This window comes from Methylocystis sp. SC2 (assembly GCF_000304315.1).
In the GTDB taxonomy this organism is placed as follows: Bacteria; Pseudomonadota; Alphaproteobacteria; order Rhizobiales; family Beijerinckiaceae; genus Methylocystis.
In genome coordinates this window covers 1,061,441-1,082,389 of sequence record NC_018485.1, presented here as the reverse complement: position 1 = coordinate 1,082,389, position 20,949 = coordinate 1,061,441, and the positions used below count along the sequence as shown (strand labels likewise).

The window sequence follows — 20,949 nt, the reverse complement described above, 5'->3', positions numbered from 1 at the left end:
GCCATCTTTCATCCGCCAAACCTTTAGTCGCGCGGATAGCTGCTTCCCGAATTCCACATCGCGCCCAGCATGAATCCCGCAGCCACGGCCATCAGCACAGTCGTCGTTGGCTGACTGCGCGCCGACGTCTCAATGGCCTGCCGAAAATTGCCGATCACGTCCCCGGCGCGTCCGGCGACTTCACTGCCCTTCTCCTGCACCGTCGACATCGCCGATCCGGCCTGCTCCATTGTCTGATTGATGCGCTGCCCGACTCTGTCGGCCGCCGCCATTGCCTTGTCGCCCATGACCGCAGCAGTTTCGCTGATCGGGCGATCCGATTGTCGGATGCGCTCCAGTTCTGGCGTCGCCATTTTTGCCTCCATCCTCGAAATCATTCGAGCCTCGCCTTAACCCGCTGACATCGTCGTTGTTCCAATCGCGGAAAGGCAGGACATCGCAGGTCGCGATGGGGCCGATGTGTGCGGTGGACCTCTTTGTCGAGCCTTGGGCGTCGCTGTCCGCACGCCGTTCAACGGAACGTCATCGGCGGCTTGATTTGAATGATTCACGCTTTATTTCCAAAAAGGTGCTTGCACTTAGCTGGCGCGTCATACGCATTTCGCGTCGCACGTTAGCGAGCCGGTGAGGAAGATCTCGGGATGGCGAACACGGCGATGTGGCGGGCGGATGACGTCGGAGGTTCGGCGGTTGAAGGCACAGACCTCCTCATTAAAGCGCGGCGGAATTGCGAGACGAGCGAACTCTACCGCGAAGCGATCCGACGTGGGGAGGGAGTCGCGGCCTCGACCGGCGGACTGGTCGTGGAAACCGGCGCCCACACGGGGCGATCGCCGAACGATAAATTCATCGTCTGCGACGCTTTGACCAAACCGACGATCTGGTGGGACAACAATCTCTCGATGACGCCCGAGCAATTTGGCCGGCTTTGTCAAGACATGCTGACGCATGCGCGTCGAACGACGCTTTTTGCTCAGGATCTCTATGCCTGCGCAGCTCCGGCGCATCGGCTGAATATCCGTGTTTTGACCGAATACGCTTGGCATTCGCTCTTCGCGCGGCATCTCTTCACTCCGGTTGCGAGCGCGGGTAATTTCGAGCCGCAACTAACGGTTCTGGACTTGCCGTCATTCCGGGCTGACCCCTCACGCCACGGTTGCCGCTCCAGCACGGTGATCGCCATGGACGTGTCGAGCGGCGTCGTGCTCATCGGCGGCACTCAATATGCGGGAGAGATCAAGAAGTCGATCTTCACCTATCTCAACTATGTTCTGCCCGCGAAAGGCGTGCTGCCGATGCACTGCGCCGTCAATGACGGCGCGGGCGGATCGGCGGTGTTCTTCGGGCTTTCAGGAACAGGCAAGACGACGCTTTCCGCCGATCCGACGCGAAGCCTGATTGGCGACGACGAGCATGGGTGGGACGAGAGCGGTCTCTTCAACTTCGAAGACGGCTGCTACGCCAAGGCGATCCGGCTCGCGCAACACTCCGAGCCCGATATCTACGCCGCGTCCCATCGTCGGGGCGCGATCCTCGAGAATGTGACGTACGATCACGGCGCCGGTCGGTTCGACTTCGACGACGATTCGAAAACCGAAAACACGCGGATCGCTTATCCGCTCGACTTCATCTCCAATGCGTCGAAGACGCGTTGCGCGCGCCATCCCCGGAACATCATGATGCTGACGTGCGACGCATTTGGCGTGCTGCCGCCGATCGCGCGTCTGACGCCCGCGCAGGCGATGTACCATTTTCTGTCCGGCTACACCGCGAAAGTCGCGGGGACCGAGCGTGGCGTCAAAGAGCCCCAGGCGACGTTCTCCGCCTGCTTTGGCGCGCCCTTCATGCCGCGCCGGCCGACGGAATACGCCGACCTGCTGCGCGAGTTTATCTGCTCCAGCCAGGCAAACTGCTGGCTGGTGAACACCGGTTGGTCGGGCGGACCCTATGGGATCGGACGTCGAATGCCGATCGCGGCGACGCGCGCCTTGCTGCAGAGCGCTCTCGATGGCTCCCTCGCGCAAGCCGACTTCCGGATGGATGCATCCTTCGGTTTGTGCGCGCCGACGTCTGCGCCGGGCGTCGACTCGAAAATGCTGGATCCTGTTCAGACGTGGTCCTCGCGCGAAGATTTTAACCAGATGGCGAAAAGGCTGATCGGAATGTTCGAGGCCAATTTCAGCCGGTTTGCCCCCTTCGTCGACCAGCAGGTGCTCGACGCCCAGCCGGGCGTCGTCGGATAGCCGGCAAGCGCCTTGCGCCAAACAGGACCGCGCAAGCGCGCGCCAACTTGAAACTTCGCCGATTCGAGAAATATAGGCTCTATCTTGGTGCGCCGTCGGAGGATGCGCATGCGCCATTGGACGCCTACTTTCGACTTTGATCTCGGCGACGTCGCCGACCGCGTGCGCAGCGCCACCGAAGCCTTCGCGACGGCGGAAATCGCGCCGCAGGCGCAGCGGATCGACGCCCAGAACGCCTTTCCCCCTGACCTTTGGCCAAAGCTCGGCGCGCTCGGCGCGCTCGGTCTGACCGTGCATGAGCAATATGGCGGCGCGGGCATGGGCTATTTGGAACATGTGCTGGCGATGGAGGAAATCAGCCGCGCCTCAGCGTCTGTCGGATTGTCCTATGGCGCGCACTCCAATCTTTGCGTGAACCAGATCCATCGTAATGGCTCGGACGAACAGAAGCGGCGGTATCTGCCGAACCTCGTCTCTGGTCGGCACGTGGGCGCGCTGGCGATGTCGGAGCCTGGCGCGGGATCGGACGTCACGGACATGAGGCTTAGCGCGGTGAAGCGCGGCGATCATTATGTTCTGAATGGCAGCAAGATGTGGGTGACCAACGGTCCCGACGCCGATGTCGTGATCGTCTATGCCAAAACGGATCCGAGCGCCGGCCCGCATGGCATCACCGCCTTCATCGTCGAGCGCGTCTTTGCCGGATTTTCGTCAAGCGCGAAGCTCGACAAGCTTGGCATGCGCGGCTCCAACACCTGCGAACTCGTATTCGAAAACTGCGAGGTGCCAGAAGAAAACGTGCTCGGCCTTCCCGAGCGCGGCGTCAATGTGCTGATGAGCGGCCTGGATTACGAGCGCGCGGTGCTTGCGGGCGGTCCGCTTGGAATCATGCAGGCCTGTATGGATGTCGTGCTTCCCTATGTGCACGAGCGCAAGCAATTTGGCCAGCCGATCGGCGAGTTCGAGCTCATGCAGGGCAAGCTCGCCGACATGTACACCGCCGTCACCGCCACGCGCGCCTATGTATATGCGGTCGCCAAGGCCTGCGATCGCGGCCGCGTCACGAGGAAGGACGCCGCGAGCGCGATACTTTTCGCCGCTGAACGCGCGACATGGATGGCGCTTGAGTCCATTCAGTGCCTCGGCGGCAACGGCTATATGAACGAATATCCGACGGGAAGATTATTGCGCGACGCCAAGCTTTACGAGATCGGCGCGGGAACAAGCGAAATTCGCCGCATGTTGATCGGGCGCGAACTCTTTCAGGAGACAGCCTGACTTTGGATGAGAGATATGCCCCGCCTCGATAGCCTTGTTCATTCGAAAGACGCCGATTACAGGAATAATCACCAGGTGATGGCCGATCGCGTCGCCGAGCTGAAGCGAATTGCGGCGGATATTCGCGCGGGCGGCGGCGAGCAAGCGCGCAGGCGGCATCTGGCGCGCGGTAAAATGCTCGCGCGTCAGCGCATTGACGCGCTTATCGATCCCTTCTCGCCCTTTCTCGAAATCGCCCCATTCGCCGCCCACGGCATGTATGACGGGCGTGTCGCAGCGGCCGGAGTCGTCGCCGGCATAGGGCGGGTGCGCGGCCGGGAATGCATGATCGTGGCCAATGACGCCACGGTCAAAGGCGGCGTCTATTTTCCTCTGACCGTGAAGAAGCATCTTCGCGCGCAAGAGATCGCCGCCCAGAACAACTTGCCGTGTCTCTATCTCGTCGACTCAGGCGGCGCCAATCTGACGAGCCAGGAGGATGTCTTTCCGGACCGGGATCATTTCGGCCGGATCTTTTACAATCAGGCCACGATGTCTTCGCGCGGCATTGCGCAGATCGCCGTCGTCATGGGTTCGTGCACCGCCGGCGGCGCCTATGTTCCGGCGATGAGCGATGAAACGATTATCGTGCGCAACGAAGGCGCGATATTCCTGGCGGGTCCGCCTCTCGTCAAAGCGGCGACGGGCGAAGTTGTGACCGCCGAGGAGCTCGGCGGCGCCGACGTTCACTGCCGCCGTTCCGGCGTCGCCGATCATTGCGCCGAGAATGACGCGCACGCCCTGCAGATCGCGCGGGAGATCGTCGGCAATCTCGGACCTTCGGGCGCCGTCACAGTTCCGGTGAGGAAGCCTGCGGAGCCTTTCTACGATCCCGCCGAGATCTATGGTCTGCTGCCGCAGGACCCCCGCAAGCAGTTCGACATACGCGAGGTGATCGCGCGGCTTGTCGACGCCAGCGAATTCGAAGAATTCCGCAAGCTGTATGGCGCGACGCTGGTGACGGGTTTCGCGCACATCTACGGCTATCCCGTCGGGATCGTGGCCAACAATGGCGTCTTGTTTCCTGAGAGCGCGCAAAAGGGCGCGCATTTCATCGAGCTTTGCGCGCGACGAAAAATACCGCTGCTCTTTTTGCACAATACGACGGGCTTCATGGTCGGGGCGAAATACGAAAGCGCCGGCGTCTCCAAGGAGGGCGCCAAAATGGTGACAGCCGTCGCGACGGCTGCGGTGCCGAAGCTCTCGATCATCGTCGGAGGCAGTTTTGGCGCCGGCAACTACGCCATGTGCGGACGCGCCTACGCGCCGCGATTCTTGTGGATGTGGCCGGGCGCGCGCATCGGCGTCATGGGCGGCGAACAGGCCGCGAGCGTGCTGACGCGAGTCAAGCGCGAAGCCATGGATAAACAGCAGAAGACTTTCTCGGAAGAGGAGGAAGAGGACTTCGCGCGCCCGATTCGTGAGCAATATGAGCGCCAGAGCCTGCCGCTCTATTCCAGCGCCCGACTCTGGGACGACGGCGTCATCGACCCGCTCGACACGAGACGGATTGTCGGTTTGGCGCTATCTTTCGCGCTGAAGGCGCCGATCGAAGAAACGCGCTTTGGCCTGTTTCGCATGTGAGCATTCTATGACGACGTTGCTGCAATCGGTTGACGCGAACGGCGTGGCGACTTTGACGCTGAATCGTCCAGAGAAGCGCAATGCGCTCGACTATGAGCTTATTGGCGCTCTGAAGCATGCGCTCGAAGAATTGGATGCGCGCGCCGACGTCCGCATCATTACGCTTGAGGGCGCGGGAGACCATTTTTGCGCCGGGGGCGACATCGGCGCGATGATCCGCGTGACGCAGCGTTCATCAAGCGCCAATGAGCAGGATGCTTTGGCGCTCGCCCGCATGCTGCACGCTCTGGACACGGCGTCAAAGCCGACGATCGCTCTGGCCAAGGGCGTCGTCGTTGGCGGAGGCGTCGGCCTGCTTGCGTGTTGCGATATCGTCGTCGCCGCCGACGACGCGTCATTCGCGCTCAATGAGGTGCGGCTGGGCTTGCTTCCGGCGATCGTCGCGCCCTTTCTCATCCGGGCCATAGGCGTGCGGCAGCTGCGCCGATATGCGTTGACGGCGGAGCGATTTTCCGCCGCCGAGGCGCAGATGTTGGGTCTCGTCCATCGGGTGGCGCCAAGGCTGGAGGTCAATTTGGCGCATGCGGCGATCGTTGCGGATGTGTTGCGCGGCGCGCCTGGCGCTCAGGCGGACGTGAAGAGCTTCTTCGCGGATTGCCATGGCCATGGCGTCGACGCGGAGCTCTTGCGCGAGGCCGCGCATCGTCTCGCCGCAAGGCGATCGAGCGTAGAGGCGCAGGAAGGTCTTGCCGCCTTTCTTGAAAAAAGAGCGCCTCACTGGATCGCGGCCGATTGAAATGATGCGCAAGCTCCTCATCGCGAACCGCGGCGAGATCGCTTGCCGAATCATACGAACCGCGAAAAGGTTGGGAGTCGCGTCGGTCGCCGTCTATTCCGACGTCGACGCGCATGCGCTGCACGTCGAACTGGCGGATGAAGCCTATCATCTCGGACCCGCGCCGGCGCGCGACAGCTATCTGTCGATCGAGAAGATCATCGAGGTCGCCCGGCGTAGCGGATCGGACGCCATACATCCGGGCTATGGTTTCCTGGCCGAGAATGCGGACTTTGCCGAATCCTGCGCGGCGAACGGACTGATCTTCGTCGGGCCTCCGCCCCACGCAATGCGGCTTCTTGGCTCGAAGAGCGAGGCCAAGGCCGCGATGGTGCGGGCGGGGGTGCCTGTGGCGCCGGGGTCATCCGGGGGCGACGACGCTGAATTGTTCGAAGCGGCGCGCGCCATCGGCCCTCCACTGCTCGTGAAGGCGTCCGCGGGCGGCGGCGGCAGGGGCATGCGCATCGTACGCACGCTGGAAGAATTGTCATCGGCGATCGAAAGCGCGCGGCGTGAAGCGGGCGCCGCCTTCGGCGATGACGCGCTGTTCGTCGAGAAATATTTCTCCGGCTATAAGCACGTCGAAATCCAGATATTCGCGGATTCGCTTGGCGGCGTCGTTTTTTTCCTTGAGCGCGACTGTTCGATGCAGCGCCGCCACCAAAAGATCATTGAGGAGACGCCTGCGCCCGGTCTGACGCCCACGCTGCGCGCGCGGATGAGCGACGCGGCGATCCGCGCCGCCCGAGCCGCTGGCTACGCCGGCGCAGGCACGGTCGAATTTCTCGTCGGAGAAGACCACTTCTATTTTCTCGAGATGAACACGCGGCTTCAGGTCGAACATCCCGTCACCGAGATGGTCTCGAAGCAGGATCTCGTCGAATGGCAGTTGCGCGTCGCCTGTGGCGCGCCGCTTCCCTTGACGCAGAGCGAGCTGAGGATGAGCGGCTGCGCAATCGAAGCGCGGATCTGCGCGGAAAATCCGGCGCGCGGGTTCATGCCGTCGGTTGGCGAGATCGCCCATTTCCGCGGGCCGCGGGAGGCGCCTTTCTTGCGCGTCGACTCAGGCGTTCGCGCCGGGGATCGCGTCACGCCTTATTATGATTCGCTCCTGGCGAAACTCATCGTCTTTGGCGAAAATCGCGAGCAGGCGTTGCGTCGCCTGCAGGCGGGGCTGGACGAGGTCGAGATCGTCGGCGTCGCCACAAATCTCGATCTGCTGCGGGCGATCTCCAAGAGCGACGGCATGGCGGCTGGCGATTACGACACGGAATACGTCGGGAACAATATCGCTATGCTGACTTGCGCCGCGGCTCCGAGCACGGATACGGATCGCATTCTTCTTGCGGCGGCGGCGGCGGTTTTCCTGGCCGACTCGCGGCGCACCGCGCTTGAAGCGAGCAAAGCGGTCGGCGACGATTGGTCGCCCTGGGCCGGAACGGACGCGTGGCGACTCTACGAGCGCGCCGATCATGAACTCAGGGTTAGGCAGGCGGGCCGGACGCTTGCTGCACAAATCATGCGTCCGCAGGACGGCGGCTTCCTGCTGAGCTTTGGCGACGCCGTCACCGCGGTGGAAGCTCAAAGCGTCGACGGTCGCCTCTCGCTGCTCGTGGATGGGGTTAAGCACGAGGTCTCAACAGTCGCCCTGGATGACGGCGTCGTCGTCATTCTTGGCGGCAGAAACTATGTCATCAACTGGGTGGAAGCGGCGAGGCCGTCGCAAGGCGAAGGACCATTAAACGAGCGCGTGCTCGCGCCAATGCCGGCGACCGTCACGCGGGTCGCGGTGAAGTCTGGCGACGCCGTCAGCAAGGGCGAGACCCTCTTGATTCTGGAGGCGATGAAAATGGAGATCGCTCTCGCTGCGCCGCATGACGGCGTGGTGGAGAGCGTCGCCTGCGCAGTGGGCGACATGGCGATCGAGGGCGCCGAACTCGTCACGATCCTGCGAAAGGACGTGGCATGAGCCTTCCTGCGCGCGTCAGCATTGTTGAAGTCGCTCCTCGCGACGGCCTGCAGAATGAGAAGGCGACGCTGTCGCCGCAGATCCGGGCCGAACTTATCAGCCGTCTTGCGGCCGCGGGGCTTTCGCGCATCGAGGCGGGAAGTTTCGTCTCGCCAGCGGCCGTGCCGCAGATGGCGCACACGGATGAGACTCTTGCGTTTGCGTCAAGGCAAAATGTGCGGCTGAGCGTGCTGGTGCCAAACCTGCGCGGACTCGCGGCGGCGCTTGCGGCCGGGGCGGACGAGATCGTCGTGTTCGCTGCGGCTTCGGAGACGTTTTCGAAACGCAACATCAATTGCTCGATCGAGGAAAGTCTCACGCGATATGCCAAAGTCGTCGCGGAAGCCCGGCGATATGGCGTCATGGCCCGCGGCTATATCTCCTGCGTCCTAGGCTGTCCGTATGAAGGAGAGGTCGAGAGTAGCCGAGTGGCGTCGGTCGCCTCCGCTCTTCTGGAAATGGGCTGCTTCGAGGTCTCGCTCGGCGATACGATCGGCGTCGGCGCGCCGCTGCAAGCCCGTCGACTGGTCGAACGGGTCGCGCGCATCGCGCCGCTCGACAAAATCGCGGCGCATTTTCACGACACCTACGGCCAGGCGCTCGCCAATATTTTCGCGTGCCTCGAAGTCGGCGTCAGCGTCGTCGACAGTTCGGTCGCCGGCCTTGGCGGATGTCCCTTCGCGCCCGGCGCCGCCGGAAATGTCGCGACCGAGGATGTCGTCTATATGCTTGAGCGAATGGACGTCGAAACCGGCGTGACGCTCGATCGGCTCTTGGAGGCGGGGGCCTTCGCCTGCCGGGAGTTGAATCGCGCGCCCGCAAGCCGCGTGGCGCAAGCCTATGCCGCCAGATGCGGCGATCCGATGGAAGCTCCCTCGCGACGCTGACTTGTCAAAAAGCTTCGCCGCGACAGATTAACGTCAACAATTGCGGTGAATGGCCGAATGTCGTCCTATTTCGAATTGAGCGCCGAGCAAGAAGCCATTCGTGAGATGGCGCGAGACTTCGGACGCGATCGCCTTGCGCCCTTTGCTCTCGATTGGGACCGCGAGCATGTCTTCCCGGCAGAAACGCTGCGCGACGCGGCGGCGCTCGGCATGGCGGCGATCTTTGTGCGAGAGGCTTCCGGCGGCGCCGGGCTGACGCGCTTTGATGGCGTGCTGATCTTCGAGGCGCTCGCGATGGGCTGTCCAACGATCGCCGCCTATCTCTCGATTCACAATATGTGCGCGGGCCTGATCGACGCTTTCGGAACCGAGCGCCAGATCGACGCATGGCTGCCAAAGCTCGCGACGATGGAGGTTCTCTCGAGCTACTGCCTGACCGAATCGGGCAGCGGTTCGGACGCTGCGGCGCTACGCACTCAGGCGCGGCGCAGCGGCGATCATTATGTCTTGAATGGCGCGAAACAGTTCATCTCAGGCGCCGGAGCGGGCGGCGCCGACCATCTCTATGTGGTCATGGCGCGCACCGGCGAGCCGGGGGCCCAGGGCATATCGGCCTTCGTCGTCGAGGGTGGCTCTCGGGGTTTGAGTTTCGGCGCGCTCGAACGAAAAATGGGATGGAACGCCCAGCCGACACGGGCGGTCATCTTCGATGACTGCCGCGTGCCGGCCGAAAATCTCATCGGACGCGAGGGCGACGGATTCAAGATCGCCATGGCCGCGCTCGACGGCGGCCGCCTAAACATCGCCGCCTGTTCGCTTGGCGGCGCGCAATCGGCCTTCGACCATAGTCTGCGCTACATGGCGAGCCGCAAGGCGTTCGGACGCGCGCTCGACGAATTCCAGGCGCTGCAGTTCCGGCTCGCGGATATGGCCACGCAGCTTGAAGTCTCGCGCACATTCCTTTGGCGCGCGGCGGCGGCGCTTGACGCTAAGGCGCCCGGCGCCACGACGCTATGCGCCATGGCCAAGCGCGTCGTGACCGATGCCGGCTTCACGGTCGCCAATGAGGCGCTGCAATTGCATGGCGGCTATGGATATTTAAGTGAATATGGAGTCGAAAAGATCGTTCGCGATCTGCGCGTTCATCAGATTCTCGAAGGAACGAATGAAATCATGCGCGTCATCATCGCGCGCTCATTACTGAAGTGAGCTGATGGATCTCATCGCTTCGCGCGAGGGCCGTCTCGGACGCATCCTCCTCAACAGACCACAGGCGCTCAACACGTTGACGCTGCCGATGGTGCGCGAGTTCCGACGCGCCCTTGACGACTTTGGGCGCGACGCGAGCGTTTGCGCCGTGCTCGTTACAGGCGCCGGCGATCGCGGACTATGCGCCGGCGGCGACGTGAGGATTCTCTACGAACTGGAACCCTCGCACAAACGGCTTTTCGCCGACTTTTGGCGCGAGGAATATGAGCTGAACGCCCGCATCGCCTCCTTCCCCAAGCCCTATGTCGCGATCATGGATGGCGTCGTGATGGGCGGCGGCGTGGGCATATCTGCGCATGGCAACCGGCGAGTGGTCACGGAGCGAAGCCGCGTCGCGATGCCGGAGGTCGGCATCGGATTCTTTCCTGACGTGGGCGCGACCTGGCTTCTTTCGAGAGCGCGCGAAATCGGCGCCTATCTGGCGCTTTCGGCGACGTCGGTGGCGGCGGCGGACGCGATAGAGGCCGGTCTTGCGGATGTTCTAATCCATGCGGAGGACATTCAGCCGCTGATCGACAGGCTGGCGACGATACAAGACGGCGCCGACGTCGATGTTGCGTTGCGGCGCCTCGCCCGCCATCCGGGGAGCGGCCGACTTTCGCTGCACAGGCGATTGCTTGCCGAAGCGACCGCATATGAGAAGGTCGATGACGTCATCGCGGCCTTCGAGCGTGAAGGGTCGGAATTCTCGTTGCGTGCGGCGGAGGACATCGGCGCGAAGTCGCCGACGGCGCTGAAAGCGACGCGCGCATTGCTGCTGCGCGCCGCGGGCGCGCCTGACGTCGAGACGTGTCTCACGAACGAATTCAAGGCGGCGTGCCGCATGCTGGCGACCCACGACCTTTATGAAGGCATCCGCGCCGCGATCATCGACAAGGACCGGCGCCCGAGTTGGTCGCCGGATAGGCTTGACGCCGTGAGCGACGAAACCGTCGAAGACATTCTCGGCGGGGACGACACGCCCCTCCCGACGTTCAAAAGCTGGGATCAGACGCCATATTCTGCCTGGAGGGGCTCGTTCGCCAGCCGATGAGGAGTCGATCATGAGCGCTGCCGCACCCGTCGCAATTATTGGCGCCGCGCGCACGCCGATCGGCGCGTTTCTGGGAGAGTTGAAGGACGTCTCCGCCCCGCAGCTCGGCGCGCAGGCCATCGAAGCGGCCGTGACGCGCGCCGGCCTGGCGCCGAACGACATAGACGAAGTCGTCATGGGCTGCGTCCTTTCCGCGGGCCTTGGCCAGGCCCCGGCGCGGCAGGCGGCGCTCGGCGCCGGGCTGCCGGAGACGACGGGCGCCGTCACCGTCAATAAGATGTGCGGATCTGGAATGAAGGCGGTGATGCTCGCGAGCGACCAGCTCGCTGTTGGCGGCGCGCGGGTCGCGGTCGCCGGCGGCATGGAGAGCATGAGCAACGCGCCTTATCTGCTCGATCGCGCGCGCACCGGCTATCGAATGGGGCATCGCAAGGCGCTCGATCACATGTTTCTGGATGGGCTGGAGGACGCCTATGAAAAGGGTCGGCTGATGGGCTCCTTCGCGGAGGATTGCGCGACCGAATATCAATTTACCCGCGAGATGCAGGACCAATATGCGGCGACGTCGCTGGCGCGCGCGCAACGCGCGACGAGCGACGGCTCTTTCGCGCAGGAGATCGCGCCGATAACGCTGGGCAAAGGCGCCAACGCGCGCGCCATCGCCAGCGACGAACTGCCCGGCAAGGCCAAGGCGCAGGATATCGCCCGCCTCAAACCCGCTTTCAGGGAGGACGGCACGATCACCGCCGCCAACGCCAGCGCGATATCGGACGGCGCGGCGGCGCTCGCCCTGATGCGCGTCGACGAGGCCGAGCGCGCCGGCGCGACGCCGCTGGCCGTCATTCGTGGCTATCTCACCGTCGCGGGCGCGCCGAGCCGCTTTTCCGTCATGCCGATCGCAGCGATCCGCAAACTCATGGAACGGGTGGGTTGGGCGGCGAACGACGTCGACCTCTTTGAGATCAATGAGGCGTTCGCCGTCGTCGCCATGGCGGCGATGCGCGAACTCGACTTGCCGCATGAGAAGGTGAATGTCCGCGGCGGCGCCTGCGCGCTCGGCCATCCGATCGGCGCGTCGGGCGCACGAATCATCGTCACGCTTCTCGCCGCTCTGGAGGCTAAGGGCCTGAAAAGAGGCGTGGCGGCGCTCTGCATCGGCGGCGGAGAAGCGACCGCGATGGCGATCGAGCGGCCGGGCTAGCGCCAGCGCCTCAATTGCATGATCTTGCGCAGCCGGTCGGTCGAAAGGTCCATCGCGGCGTCGATGGGAGCAACGCTCTCGGCGCGCGACCGCTCCAGCGTGAGCCGCGTGTTCCGGCCGATTTTTTCCTCTATCGCCGCGAAGGCCGCCGCTTCGCCGCCGCCACCGTATTCAATGCTCGCGCAGATCACGCCGCCGGCGTTGGCGATGAAATCCGGGACGCTGACGATTCCCCGCGCCAGCATCATCCGTTCCGCTTCGGCGGTGGCGGGAATATTCGCGCCCTGCACCACCAGTTTACAGTCGAGCAGGTCAACATTGTCCGCGCGCAGCACGTCGGGGCGCGCAGCCGGAATGAAGATCTCGCAAGGCAAGGCGATGAGCGCCTCGGGGTCGACGGCGCGCGCGCGCGCCAGGTCGCCGACGCTCTTGCCTTGGCGCTTCAACGCGGCGAGCGCCTCGATATCGAGCCCATCCTGGTCGGCCACCGCGCCGCGGCTGTCGGATACGCCGACCATTCGCGCCCCTTTGCTGGCCAGAAACCGCGCCGCGTGCATGCCCACGGCGCCAAACCCCTGCACGACGATGCGCGCTCCGCTGAGCGAAACACCGGCGAAGGGCGCCGCTGCGCACGCCGCGATCATGACGCCAAAACCCGTGGCGCCGATTTCATCGAGAGGAATGCCGCCAATCTCCGCCGGGAGACCGACCGAGCGGCCGATTTCGTCATGCACCCAGGCCATCGCCGTCTCGTCCGTGCCCATGTCGGGTCCGGGAATATAATCGACGAGCTGCTCAATGGATTTGGCGAAGACGCGCATGAGCCGTTCCTTGTCGGCTTGCGCCATATCTGGATCGCCGAAAATCACGGATTTTGCGCCGCCGTGCGGCAATCCGCACGCGGCGTTCTTCAAGGTCATCGCCCGGGCGAGTCGGAAGCACTCCGTGACGCTGACGTCCGGCGCCATGCGCGTGCCGCCGATGGCGGGACCTGCGGCGACATTGTCGATGACGACGACGGCGCGTAGTTCGACCGAGGGCGACCAGATATGGACGATCTTCGCGGGGCCAAATTCGTCTCGAAACGAAAAGGGATCAATTTCCGATTTGGCGGACATGATCGGTAAATTGGACAATCGGCCATACAGTCAAGCCCGCAACCGAACCTCTATCCCGCGCTGCGGCGCCGGCAAATCGCCAAAAAAAATGTCGCGGAGCCGTGACGTCGCCTATCGCCGCGCTACTTCGCACATCAGGAGCGGGGCGATGGGAAACATTGAGATGGGCTTCGATCTCCATATGGATCTTGTTCAGCTGTTGTCGCCGAGCGGCGAGATCAGCAAGGCGGCCAGCAAATCGGCGAAGGATATCGAACGACTGGTCCGATTCTATCGCGCGATGACGCGAACCAGAATCTTCGACAACAAGGCGATCAGTCTTCAACGCACCGGTCAGCTGGGCACCTTCGCGTCGGCGCTCGGCCAGGAAGCGATCGGCGTCGGGGCGGCCGCGGCGATGGAAGCACGCGACGTGCTCGTGCCGTCCTATCGAGATCATGCGGCGCAATTCTATCGCGGCATGGCGATGTCCGAATGTCTGCTCTATTGGGGGGGCGACGAGCGCGGCAGCGATTTTAAGAACGCGCGCGGCGACTTTCCAAACTGCGTTCCCGTCGCCACGCAGGCCCCGCAGGCGGTCGGCGCGGCGTACGCGCTGATGGCGCGGAAGGAGGACCGCGTCGTCGTCACCTTCATTGGCGACGGCGGCACCTCCAATGGCGCCTTTTACGAAGCGTTGAACATGGCGGGAGTCTGGAAGGCGCCCGTCGTGTTCATCATCAACAATAATGGCTGGGCGATCTCGACGCCGCGAGAGCTCGAAAGCGCCGCGGAGACTCTCGCGCAAAAGGGCGTCGCCGCCGGCGTCGAGGGGCGCCAGGTCGACGGCAATGACGTCATCGCGGTTCATGAAGTGGCGCGCCGGGCGATCGACAAGGCGCGATCGGGCGGCGGACCGACGCTGATCGAAGCGCTCACCTATCGCCTCGGCGATCACACCACCGCCGATGACGCTTCGCGATATCGTGATCCCGAGGTCGTGCGCGCGCAGTGGACGCGCGAGCCGATCGCTCGGCTGCGCGCCTACCTCGTGAGCGAAGGCGCCTGGTCGAAGGAGCAGGAGGCGGAGCTTCACAAGGAGTGCGCGGAAGAGGTCGATCGCGAGGTTGCGGCCTATTTGAACGCCTCGCCCCTGAACTGCGACGCCATGTTCGAGCATCTCTATGCAAAGCTCCCGGATACCTTGCAGTGGCAACGCGAAGAAGCCCGCCGATTTGCCCTGCGCAGCGCAAACCGCGACGGAAACGGCCATGTCTGAAATCACTCTTGTCGAAGCGGTCAATCTCGCGCTCGCGCGCGCAATGAGCGAAGACAAGGATGTCCTCCTGCTTGGCGAGGACATCGGCGTCAATGGCGGCGTGTTTCGCGCCACGAACGGCCTGCAGGCGCGGTTCGGGCGCGAGCGGGTCATCGACACGCCCTTGGCCGAAGGCGGCATCGCCGGCGTCGCGGTCGGCATGGCGGCGATGGGGCTGAAGCCCGTCGCCGAAATTCAGTTTTCCGGTTTCATCTATCCGGCGATCGACCAAATCATCAATCACGCGTCTCGCATGCGCAATCGCACGCGCGGGCGGCTGACCTGTCCAATGGTGCTTCGCTCGCCTTGCGGCGCCGGCATTCACGCGCCCGAGCATCATTCCGAAAGTCCGGAGGCGATGTTCGCTCACATGCCGGGGCTTCGCGTCGTCGCGCCGTCTTCGCCGGCCCGAGCCTACGGGCTGCTTCTGGCGTCGGTGCGCGATCCCGATCCGGTGATCTTTCTCGAGCCCACGCGCCTCTATCGTCTCTTCCGTCAGGAGGTCGAGGACGACGGCGTGGAGTTGCCGCTCGACGCCTGCTTCGTCCTGCGCGAAGGCGCCGACGCGACGGTCGTCACCTGGGGCGCGATGGCGCCCGAAACGCTCGCCGCGGCCGAAAAGCTCGAAGAAGAGGGCGTGATGATCGAAGTGATCGACGTCGCCACGCTGAAGCCGCTCGACGTGGAAACGATCCTTCGCTCCGTCGAAAAGACCGGACGCTGCGTCATCGTTCACGAGGCGCCGCGCACGGCGGGCTTTGGCGCCGAGGTCGCCGCGGAAATCGCTGAGCGCGCGCTTTACTCTCTGCTCGCCCCGATCAAGCGGGTCACCGGCTATGACGTGGTCGTGCCGCTGGCGAAGCTGGAGAAGCAATATATTCCGAGCGTGGACCGCATCGTCGACGGCGTTCGGCAAGTGATGGAGGCGTCATGAACATCTTTCGTCTTCCCGATCTCGGAGAGGGGTTGCAGGAGGCCGAACTCGTCGAATGGCGTGTCGCCGCCGGCGAGGACGTTAAAGTCGATCAGCCGCTCGTGGCGGTTGAAACCGCCAAGGCGGTCGTTGAAATCCCATCGCCTCAAGGAGGCCGCATCGAGCGGCTGTTCGCCTCCGCGGGCGACGTGATCCGCATCGGCGCGCCGCTGGTCGGTTTTGAGGGCGCGGGAGAGGACACGGGGTCAGTGGTCGGCGCCGTTCAGCAGGGGGCCGGCGTCGTCCGCGACCAGCCGATCTCGGTCGGCCATGTCGGCGGCGCGGTGCGGGCGACGCCCGCCGTAAGAGCGCTCGCGCGAAAACTGAACGTCGATCTCGCCATGGTGACGCCCTCCGGCGTGGACGGGTTGATCACCACGCAGGACATTGAGCGCGTCGCGCGCATTCTCAGTGAGACGGAAGCCGCCGAGCCGCTGCGCGGCGTGCGCCGGGCCATGGCCCACAATATGGCGCAGGCGCAGGCGGAAGTGGCCGCGGCCACAATCGTCGACGACGCAGACATCCACGCTTGGGCGGCCGGGACGGATACAACCATCCGTCTGATCCGCGCTCTCGTCCAGGCCTGCAAGGCGGAGCCTGCGCTCAACGCCTGGTTCGAGCCTCATGCCTTCGCGCGCCGTGTGATGAAGAAGATCGACCTTGGCGTCGCCGTGGATCTGTCGGAAGAGGGCCTGTTCGTGCCTGTGCTGCGGGATGTCGGCAATCGCGACGCGCAGGACTTGCGCAAGGGCCTCGACCGCCTGCGGCAGGACGCGGCGGCGCGCCGCATACCGCCCGAGGAGCTGCGCGGCGCGACCATCACGCTGTCGAATTTCGGCATGATCGCGGGGCGCTACGCCGCGCCGATCGTGCTGCCGCCGACGGTCGCGATTCTCGGCGCCGGGCGCATTCGCGATGAGGTTGTCGCCGTCGACGGCGCGCCCGCCGTGCATCGGATTTTGCCTCTGAGCCTCACCTTCGATCACCGCGTGGTCACCGGCGGCGAAGCCGGCCGCTTCCTGGGGGCGGCGATCGCCGATCTGACGCGCGCGTCATAAATCATTCGGCGTCCGGCTGCGCCTCTGGACGCGCTTCCATGAAAGCAGGGTGTGCGGCGCAAGCCGCCTCCACGGCGAGGATGCGCGGGCGGGCCTCGAGCGAAACGTCGAAGCGTCGCGCGTTATAGACCTGCGGAATGAGGCATATGTCGGCGAGCGACGGCTCTGCGCCAAAGGCGAAAGGGGCGGGCGCGATCAGCGCCTCGACCGCGCTCAGCCCTTCGGCGATCCAGCGCTTGCGCCACACGGCGATCTGATCGTTCTTGGCGCCGAACTGCTGCTGCAGCGCCTCGATCACCCGCAGATTGGCGAGCGGATGTATCTCGCAGGCGATCGTCAACGCCGCCGCCCGCGCCTGCGCCGCCCGAACGGCGTCTCGTGGCAGGAGCGAAGGCTCAGGCTTCAGCGCGTCAAGATAGTCGATGATCGCCAGCGACTGGGTGATGAGTCGACCGTCATGAAGCTGGAGGGTCGGCACGATGGCCAGCGGGCTTTTGGCGCGATAGCCGGGATCACGCTGTTCGCCGTGCAAGAGATGGACCCGGCGGCGTTCCACGACGAGCCCTTTGAGCGCGATGGCGATCCGCACGCGATAGGCGGCCGACGAGCGATAATAGTCGTAAAGGATCATGGGCCTTTAACCGGATCGGGAACGCAATATTTAAATAGCAGGTCAGTCAAAGCCGTATATAGGGCCTGCTCATGGACTCGACGCTTGGCGGCGCGGAAACGCCCGCCGAAAACCCGATGGGAACGGACGGATTCGAATTTGTCGAATTCGCGCATCCCGATCCCGCGCAACTCGCCTCGCTTTTCGAGAAGATGGGGTTTGTCGCCGTCGCGCGCCATCGCTCCAAAGACGTGACGCTGTATCGGCAGGGGGAAGTGAATTATGTGCTGAACGCGGAGCCTCACAGCTTCGCCGCCGAATTCCAGAAAGCGCATGGGCCGTCGGTTTGCTGCATCGGTTTCCGCGTCGTCGACGCCGCAAAAGCGATGCGCCGCGCCGTTTCTCTCGGCGCCAAGCCTGTGGCCTTCGGGGTTGGCCCGATGGAGCTGAACATTCCCGCCATCGAGGGCGTTGGAGGTTCGCTCATTTATCTTGTCGACCGATATGGCGATCAGGGTTCAATCTGGGACATCGACTTCCGGTGGATCGGAGAGCGCGACCCTAATCCTGCAGGCGTGGGCCTGACCAATATCGACCATCTCACGCACAACGTTCGCCGCGGCCGCATGGACGCGCTCGCGGCCTGGTATGAGCGCATCTTCAATTTCCGTGAAATTCGCTACTTCGACATCGAAGGCAAGATGACGGGCCTGCGCTCTCGCGCCATGACGAGTCCTTGCGGCAAGATTCACATCCCGATCAACGAAAGCGCCGACGAAAAAAGCCAGATCGAGGAATTCCTGGACGCATACAGGGGCGAAGGGATTCAGCATATCGCCTGCGCGTGCCGGGATATTTACGAGACCGTCGTCGCGATGCGCGACAACGGGCTCGACTTCATGCCGGCGCCGCCGGACGCCTATTATGACGCGCTGGAGCATCGGCTTCCTGGTCACGGAGAGCCGACGCAGCGGCTCAAGGAACTCGGCATTCTGGTCGACGGACTCACGACGGGCGCCCGACGTCTGTTGCTGCAGATTTTCTCCAAGACTGTCATTGGCCCTATCTTCTTCGAATTCATCCAGCGCAAGGGCGATGAAGGTTTTGGCGAAGGCAATTTCCGCGCCTTGTTCGAGTCGATCGAAGAGGATCAGATCCGCCGCGGCGTGTTGAACCGGGCGGCAGGTTAGGCAATGTCCCCCACGCGCTATTTGCACGGCTTCGGCAATGAGTTCGAGAGTGAAGCCCTGCCCGGCGCATTGCCGATGGGGCAGAACTCGCCGCAACGATGTCCATACGGCCTCTACGCCGAGCAATTGTCTGGCTCCGCCTTCACCGCGCCAAACCATCTCAACCGGCGGTCATGGCTGTATCGCATTCGCCCCTCGGTTCTTCACCTGCGCGACCCGAGGAACATCGAGCAGAGTCACTGGAAGTCCGCGCCATGCCGCGATGTCGACGCGCGGCTCGGCCAGCTGCGCTGGGGCGCAAGCGATGTCGGCGACGACGCAGGCTCATTCATCGAAGGAATGCGCACCATCGTAACGGGCGGCGATTGCGGCCTGAGGGTTGGCATGGCGGCGCATCTCTATCTCGCCGCGCAATCGATGCGCGACGACTATTTCTACGACGCCGACGGCGAGTTGCTGATCGTCCCGCAGTTCGGCGACCTGCGCATCTTCACCGAGTTCGGCCTTATCGAATGCTCTCCCGGCGAGATATGCGTCATTCCGCGCGGCGTAAAATTTCGGGTTGAGCTCTTGGCCGGCCCGTCTCGCGGCTATGTTTGCGAAAACTATGGCGCGCCATTTACATTGCCCTATCGCGGCGTGATCGGCGCGAATGGACTCGCCAATCCGCGCGATTTCCTTACGCCGACCGCGGCCTTCGAAGACAATGAAAAGCCTTGCCGTCTGAGCGTCAAATGGGGCGGCCGCTTCTATCGCTGCGACATCGATCATTCGCCGCTCGACGTTGTCGCCTGGCATGGCAATTACGCGCCCTATAAATATGATCTGCGAAGATTCTGTCCGGTCGGCGCCGTGTTGTTCGATCATCCCGATCCCTCGATATTTACGGTGTTGACCTCTCCTTCAGACGAAACAGGCGTCGGCAACGTGGATTTCGCGATCTTTCCGCCGCGTTGGCAGGTCGCGGAGCACACGTTCCGGCCTCCCTGGTATCATTTGAACATTATGAGCGAGTTCATGGGCCTGATTTACGGGCGCTACGACGCGAAGCCGTCCGGCTTCGAGCCCGGCGGCATGTCGCTGCACAATGCGATGCTGCCGCACGGTCCCGACGCCGAAGCTTTCGAACAGGCTTCTCGGGCGGATCTCGGGCCAGCGAAGATCGACGACGCGCTCGCCTTTATGTTCGAGTCTCGACTGCCGCTCTATCCGACCTCTTTCGCGATGTCGCTTGCAACCCTTCATCAAGACTACGCCGAGTGCTGGTCAGGGCTGCGCCGCCATTTCACCGGCAATGGCCCGTGAAGCTCGCATCCCTGAAAAGTCGGCGCGACGGCGCGCTTATCCTTGTCTCGCGCGATCTCACGCGGGCCGTCGCGGCGGGCTTCGTCGCGCCCACTCTGCAGTCGGCGATCGAAGACTGGGAAGCTGTGGCGCCGGAGCTGCGGGCGCTGGCGGCGCGGCTCGAATGCGGACTTAGAGAAAGCTTTCCCTTTCGCGAGCAGGATTGCGCCTCGCCGCTGCCGCGCGCCTATCAGTGGGCCGACGGCTCGGCATACGTCAATCACGTCGCGCTCGTTCGAAAATCCCGCGGCGCCGAAATGCCGGAGAGCTTCTGGAGCGATCCGCTGATGTATCAGGGAGGCTCCGACGTCTTCCTTGGCCCGCGCGACGCCATTCCCTTGCGCGACGAAAAGCATGATCTCGATCTCGAAGCCGAAGTCGCCATCATCACGGATGATGTGCCGATGGGCGTGACGCCGCAGGAGGCGCGTGGTCACATCAGGCTCGTCATGCTGGTCAATGACGTGACCCTGCGCGGGCTGGTGCCTCCGGAGCTTGCAAAAGGCTTTGGTTTTTTCCAGTCAAAGCCAGCGTCCGCCTTTTCCCCCGTCGCCGTGACGCCTGACGAGCTTGGCGAGGCATGGGACGGCGAGCGGCTCTCGCTGCCGCTGCTGTCCTTCGTCAATGGCGCGCCGCTCGGCCGCCCGGACGCCGGAAAGGATATGACCTTCGACTTTCCGCGTCTCATCGCGCATGCGGCCCAAACGCGCGCGCTCAGCGCCGGAACGATCATCGGCTCCGGCACCATTTCCAACCGGGACGCCGACGGCGGTCCCGGCAGACCGATCGCGCAGGGCGGAGACGGCTACTCCTGCATCGCCGAGCAGCGCGTGGTGGAGAAGCTGATCGAGGGCGCGCCCCGCACGCCGTTTCTGACAGCGGGCGATGTGGTGCGCATCGAGATGCGCGACGCGGACGGGCGCTCGATTTTCGGCGCCATCGAGCAACGGGTCGTCAACGCCGAGTCCTAGGGTTAACAGGG

18 protein-coding genes are annotated in these 20,949 nt (G+C 63.8%); 15 read left to right on the top strand and 3 right to left on the bottom strand.

All coding sequences use genetic code 11. The features are described from left to right. Positions 1-23: 23 nt before the first annotated feature. Positions 24-353, bottom strand: a complete 330-nt coding sequence (locus BN69_RS05105; RefSeq protein ID WP_148277032.1) for a hypothetical protein — start codon at positions 351-353, stop codon at positions 24-26. A gap of 303 nt (positions 354-656) precedes the next feature. Here BN69_RS05105 and BN69_RS05100 point away from each other — a divergent pair, with 303 nt between their 5' ends. The 9 genes from BN69_RS05100 (at position 657) to BN69_RS05060 (ending at position 12,377) form a co-directional block, all read left to right on the top strand. Further along, the gene (locus BN69_RS05100) at positions 657-2,243 is read left to right on the top strand and encodes a phosphoenolpyruvate carboxykinase (protein ID WP_371212426.1); all 1,587 of its coding nucleotides are present in this window, start codon (positions 657-659) and stop codon (positions 2,241-2,243) included. Positions 2,244-2,351: 108 nt separating this feature from the next. Continuing rightward, the gene (locus BN69_RS05095; protein ID WP_014890492.1) at positions 2,352-3,521 is read left to right on the top strand and encodes an isovaleryl-CoA dehydrogenase; all 1,170 of its coding nucleotides are present in this window, start codon (positions 2,352-2,354) and stop codon (positions 3,519-3,521) included. A 78-nt stretch (positions 3,522-3,599) separates the two neighbouring features. Beyond that, positions 3,600-5,144, top strand: a complete 1,545-nt coding sequence (locus BN69_RS05090; RefSeq protein WP_305808490.1) for a carboxyl transferase domain-containing protein — start codon at positions 3,600-3,602, stop codon at positions 5,142-5,144. A gap of 7 nt (positions 5,145-5,151) precedes the next feature. Beyond that, positions 5,152-5,940 carry an enoyl-CoA hydratase-related protein gene (locus BN69_RS05085; protein ID WP_014890490.1) on the top strand — a complete coding sequence of 263 codons (789 nt, stop codon included), beginning with the start codon at positions 5,152-5,154 and terminating at the stop codon, positions 5,938-5,940. A 1-nt stretch (position 5,941) separates the two neighbouring features. Beyond that, positions 5,942-7,948 carry an acetyl/propionyl/methylcrotonyl-CoA carboxylase subunit alpha gene (locus tag BN69_RS05080; RefSeq protein WP_041926803.1) on the top strand — a complete coding sequence of 669 codons (2,007 nt, stop codon included), beginning with the start codon at positions 5,942-5,944 and terminating at the stop codon, positions 7,946-7,948. Next, complete coding sequence (locus BN69_RS05075) at positions 7,945-8,874, top strand: hydroxymethylglutaryl-CoA lyase (protein WP_014890488.1); 930 nt, start codon at positions 7,945-7,947, stop codon at positions 8,872-8,874. The genes BN69_RS05080 and BN69_RS05075 overlap by 4 nt, the downstream gene beginning before the upstream one ends. Before the next feature lie 57 nt (positions 8,875-8,931). Beyond that, positions 8,932-10,083, top strand: coding sequence for an acyl-CoA dehydrogenase family protein (locus BN69_RS05070; protein ID WP_014890487.1), 1,152 nt, complete (start codon positions 8,932-8,934; stop codon positions 10,081-10,083). 4 nt (positions 10,084-10,087) lie between these two features. Further along, positions 10,088-11,176, top strand: coding sequence for a 3-hydroxyisobutyryl-CoA hydrolase (locus tag BN69_RS05065; RefSeq protein WP_014890486.1), 1,089 nt, complete (start codon positions 10,088-10,090; stop codon positions 11,174-11,176). A 10-nt stretch (positions 11,177-11,186) separates the two neighbouring features. Continuing rightward, positions 11,187-12,377, top strand: coding sequence for an acetyl-CoA C-acyltransferase (locus BN69_RS05060; protein ID WP_014890485.1), 1,191 nt, complete (start codon positions 11,187-11,189; stop codon positions 12,375-12,377). Here the strand turns inward: BN69_RS05060 and BN69_RS05055 are convergent. Beyond that, complete coding sequence (locus BN69_RS05055) at positions 12,374-13,495, bottom strand: Glu/Leu/Phe/Val family dehydrogenase (RefSeq protein ID WP_014890484.1); 1,122 nt, start codon at positions 13,493-13,495, stop codon at positions 12,374-12,376. The genes BN69_RS05060 and BN69_RS05055 overlap by 4 nt on opposite strands. A 148-nt stretch (positions 13,496-13,643) precedes the next feature. Between BN69_RS05055 and pdhA the strand changes: the two genes are divergently transcribed. From pdhA to BN69_RS05040, 3 genes are read left to right on the top strand one after another with little or no spacing between them, the layout of a single operon-like run. Then, on the top strand, positions 13,644-14,753 hold the full coding sequence (pdhA, locus tag BN69_RS05050) for a pyruvate dehydrogenase (acetyl-transferring) E1 component subunit alpha (RefSeq protein WP_014890483.1): 1,110 nt from the start codon (positions 13,644-13,646) through the stop codon (positions 14,751-14,753). Next, complete coding sequence (locus tag BN69_RS05045; RefSeq protein ID WP_014890482.1) at positions 14,746-15,726, top strand: alpha-ketoacid dehydrogenase subunit beta; 981 nt, start codon at positions 14,746-14,748, stop codon at positions 15,724-15,726. Before pdhA ends, BN69_RS05045 begins: the two co-directional genes overlap by 8 nt. Further along, entirely contained in the window at positions 15,723-16,823 is a 1,101-nt protein-coding gene (locus tag BN69_RS05040) for a dihydrolipoamide acetyltransferase family protein (protein ID WP_014890481.1), read from the top strand. Before BN69_RS05045 ends, BN69_RS05040 begins: the two co-directional genes overlap by 4 nt. Position 16,824: 1 nt before the next feature. Here the strand turns inward: BN69_RS05040 and maiA are convergent, their stop codons facing one another. Then, the gene (maiA, locus tag BN69_RS05035) at positions 16,825-17,454 is read right to left on the bottom strand and encodes a maleylacetoacetate isomerase (RefSeq protein ID WP_014890480.1); all 630 of its coding nucleotides are present in this window, start codon (positions 17,452-17,454) and stop codon (positions 16,825-16,827) included. 71 nt (positions 17,455-17,525) lie between these two features. Here maiA and hppD point away from each other — a divergent pair, with 71 nt between their 5' ends. Genes hppD through BN69_RS05020 form a run of 3 tightly spaced genes read left to right on the top strand, consistent with a single transcriptional unit; the run spans position 17,526 to position 20,938 of the window. Continuing rightward, complete coding sequence (hppD, locus tag BN69_RS05030; protein ID WP_014890479.1) at positions 17,526-18,623, top strand: 4-hydroxyphenylpyruvate dioxygenase; 1,098 nt, start codon at positions 17,526-17,528, stop codon at positions 18,621-18,623. Between the two features lie 3 nt (positions 18,624-18,626). Beyond that, positions 18,627-19,928, top strand: a complete 1,302-nt coding sequence (gene hmgA, locus BN69_RS05025) for a homogentisate 1,2-dioxygenase (RefSeq protein WP_014890478.1) — start codon at positions 18,627-18,629, stop codon at positions 19,926-19,928. Next, a complete protein-coding gene (locus BN69_RS05020; RefSeq protein WP_014890477.1) occupies positions 19,925-20,938 on the top strand; it encodes a fumarylacetoacetate hydrolase family protein in 1,014 nt (337 codons plus the stop codon). The genes hmgA and BN69_RS05020 overlap by 4 nt, the downstream gene beginning before the upstream one ends. Positions 20,939-20,949 lie beyond the last annotated feature (11 nt).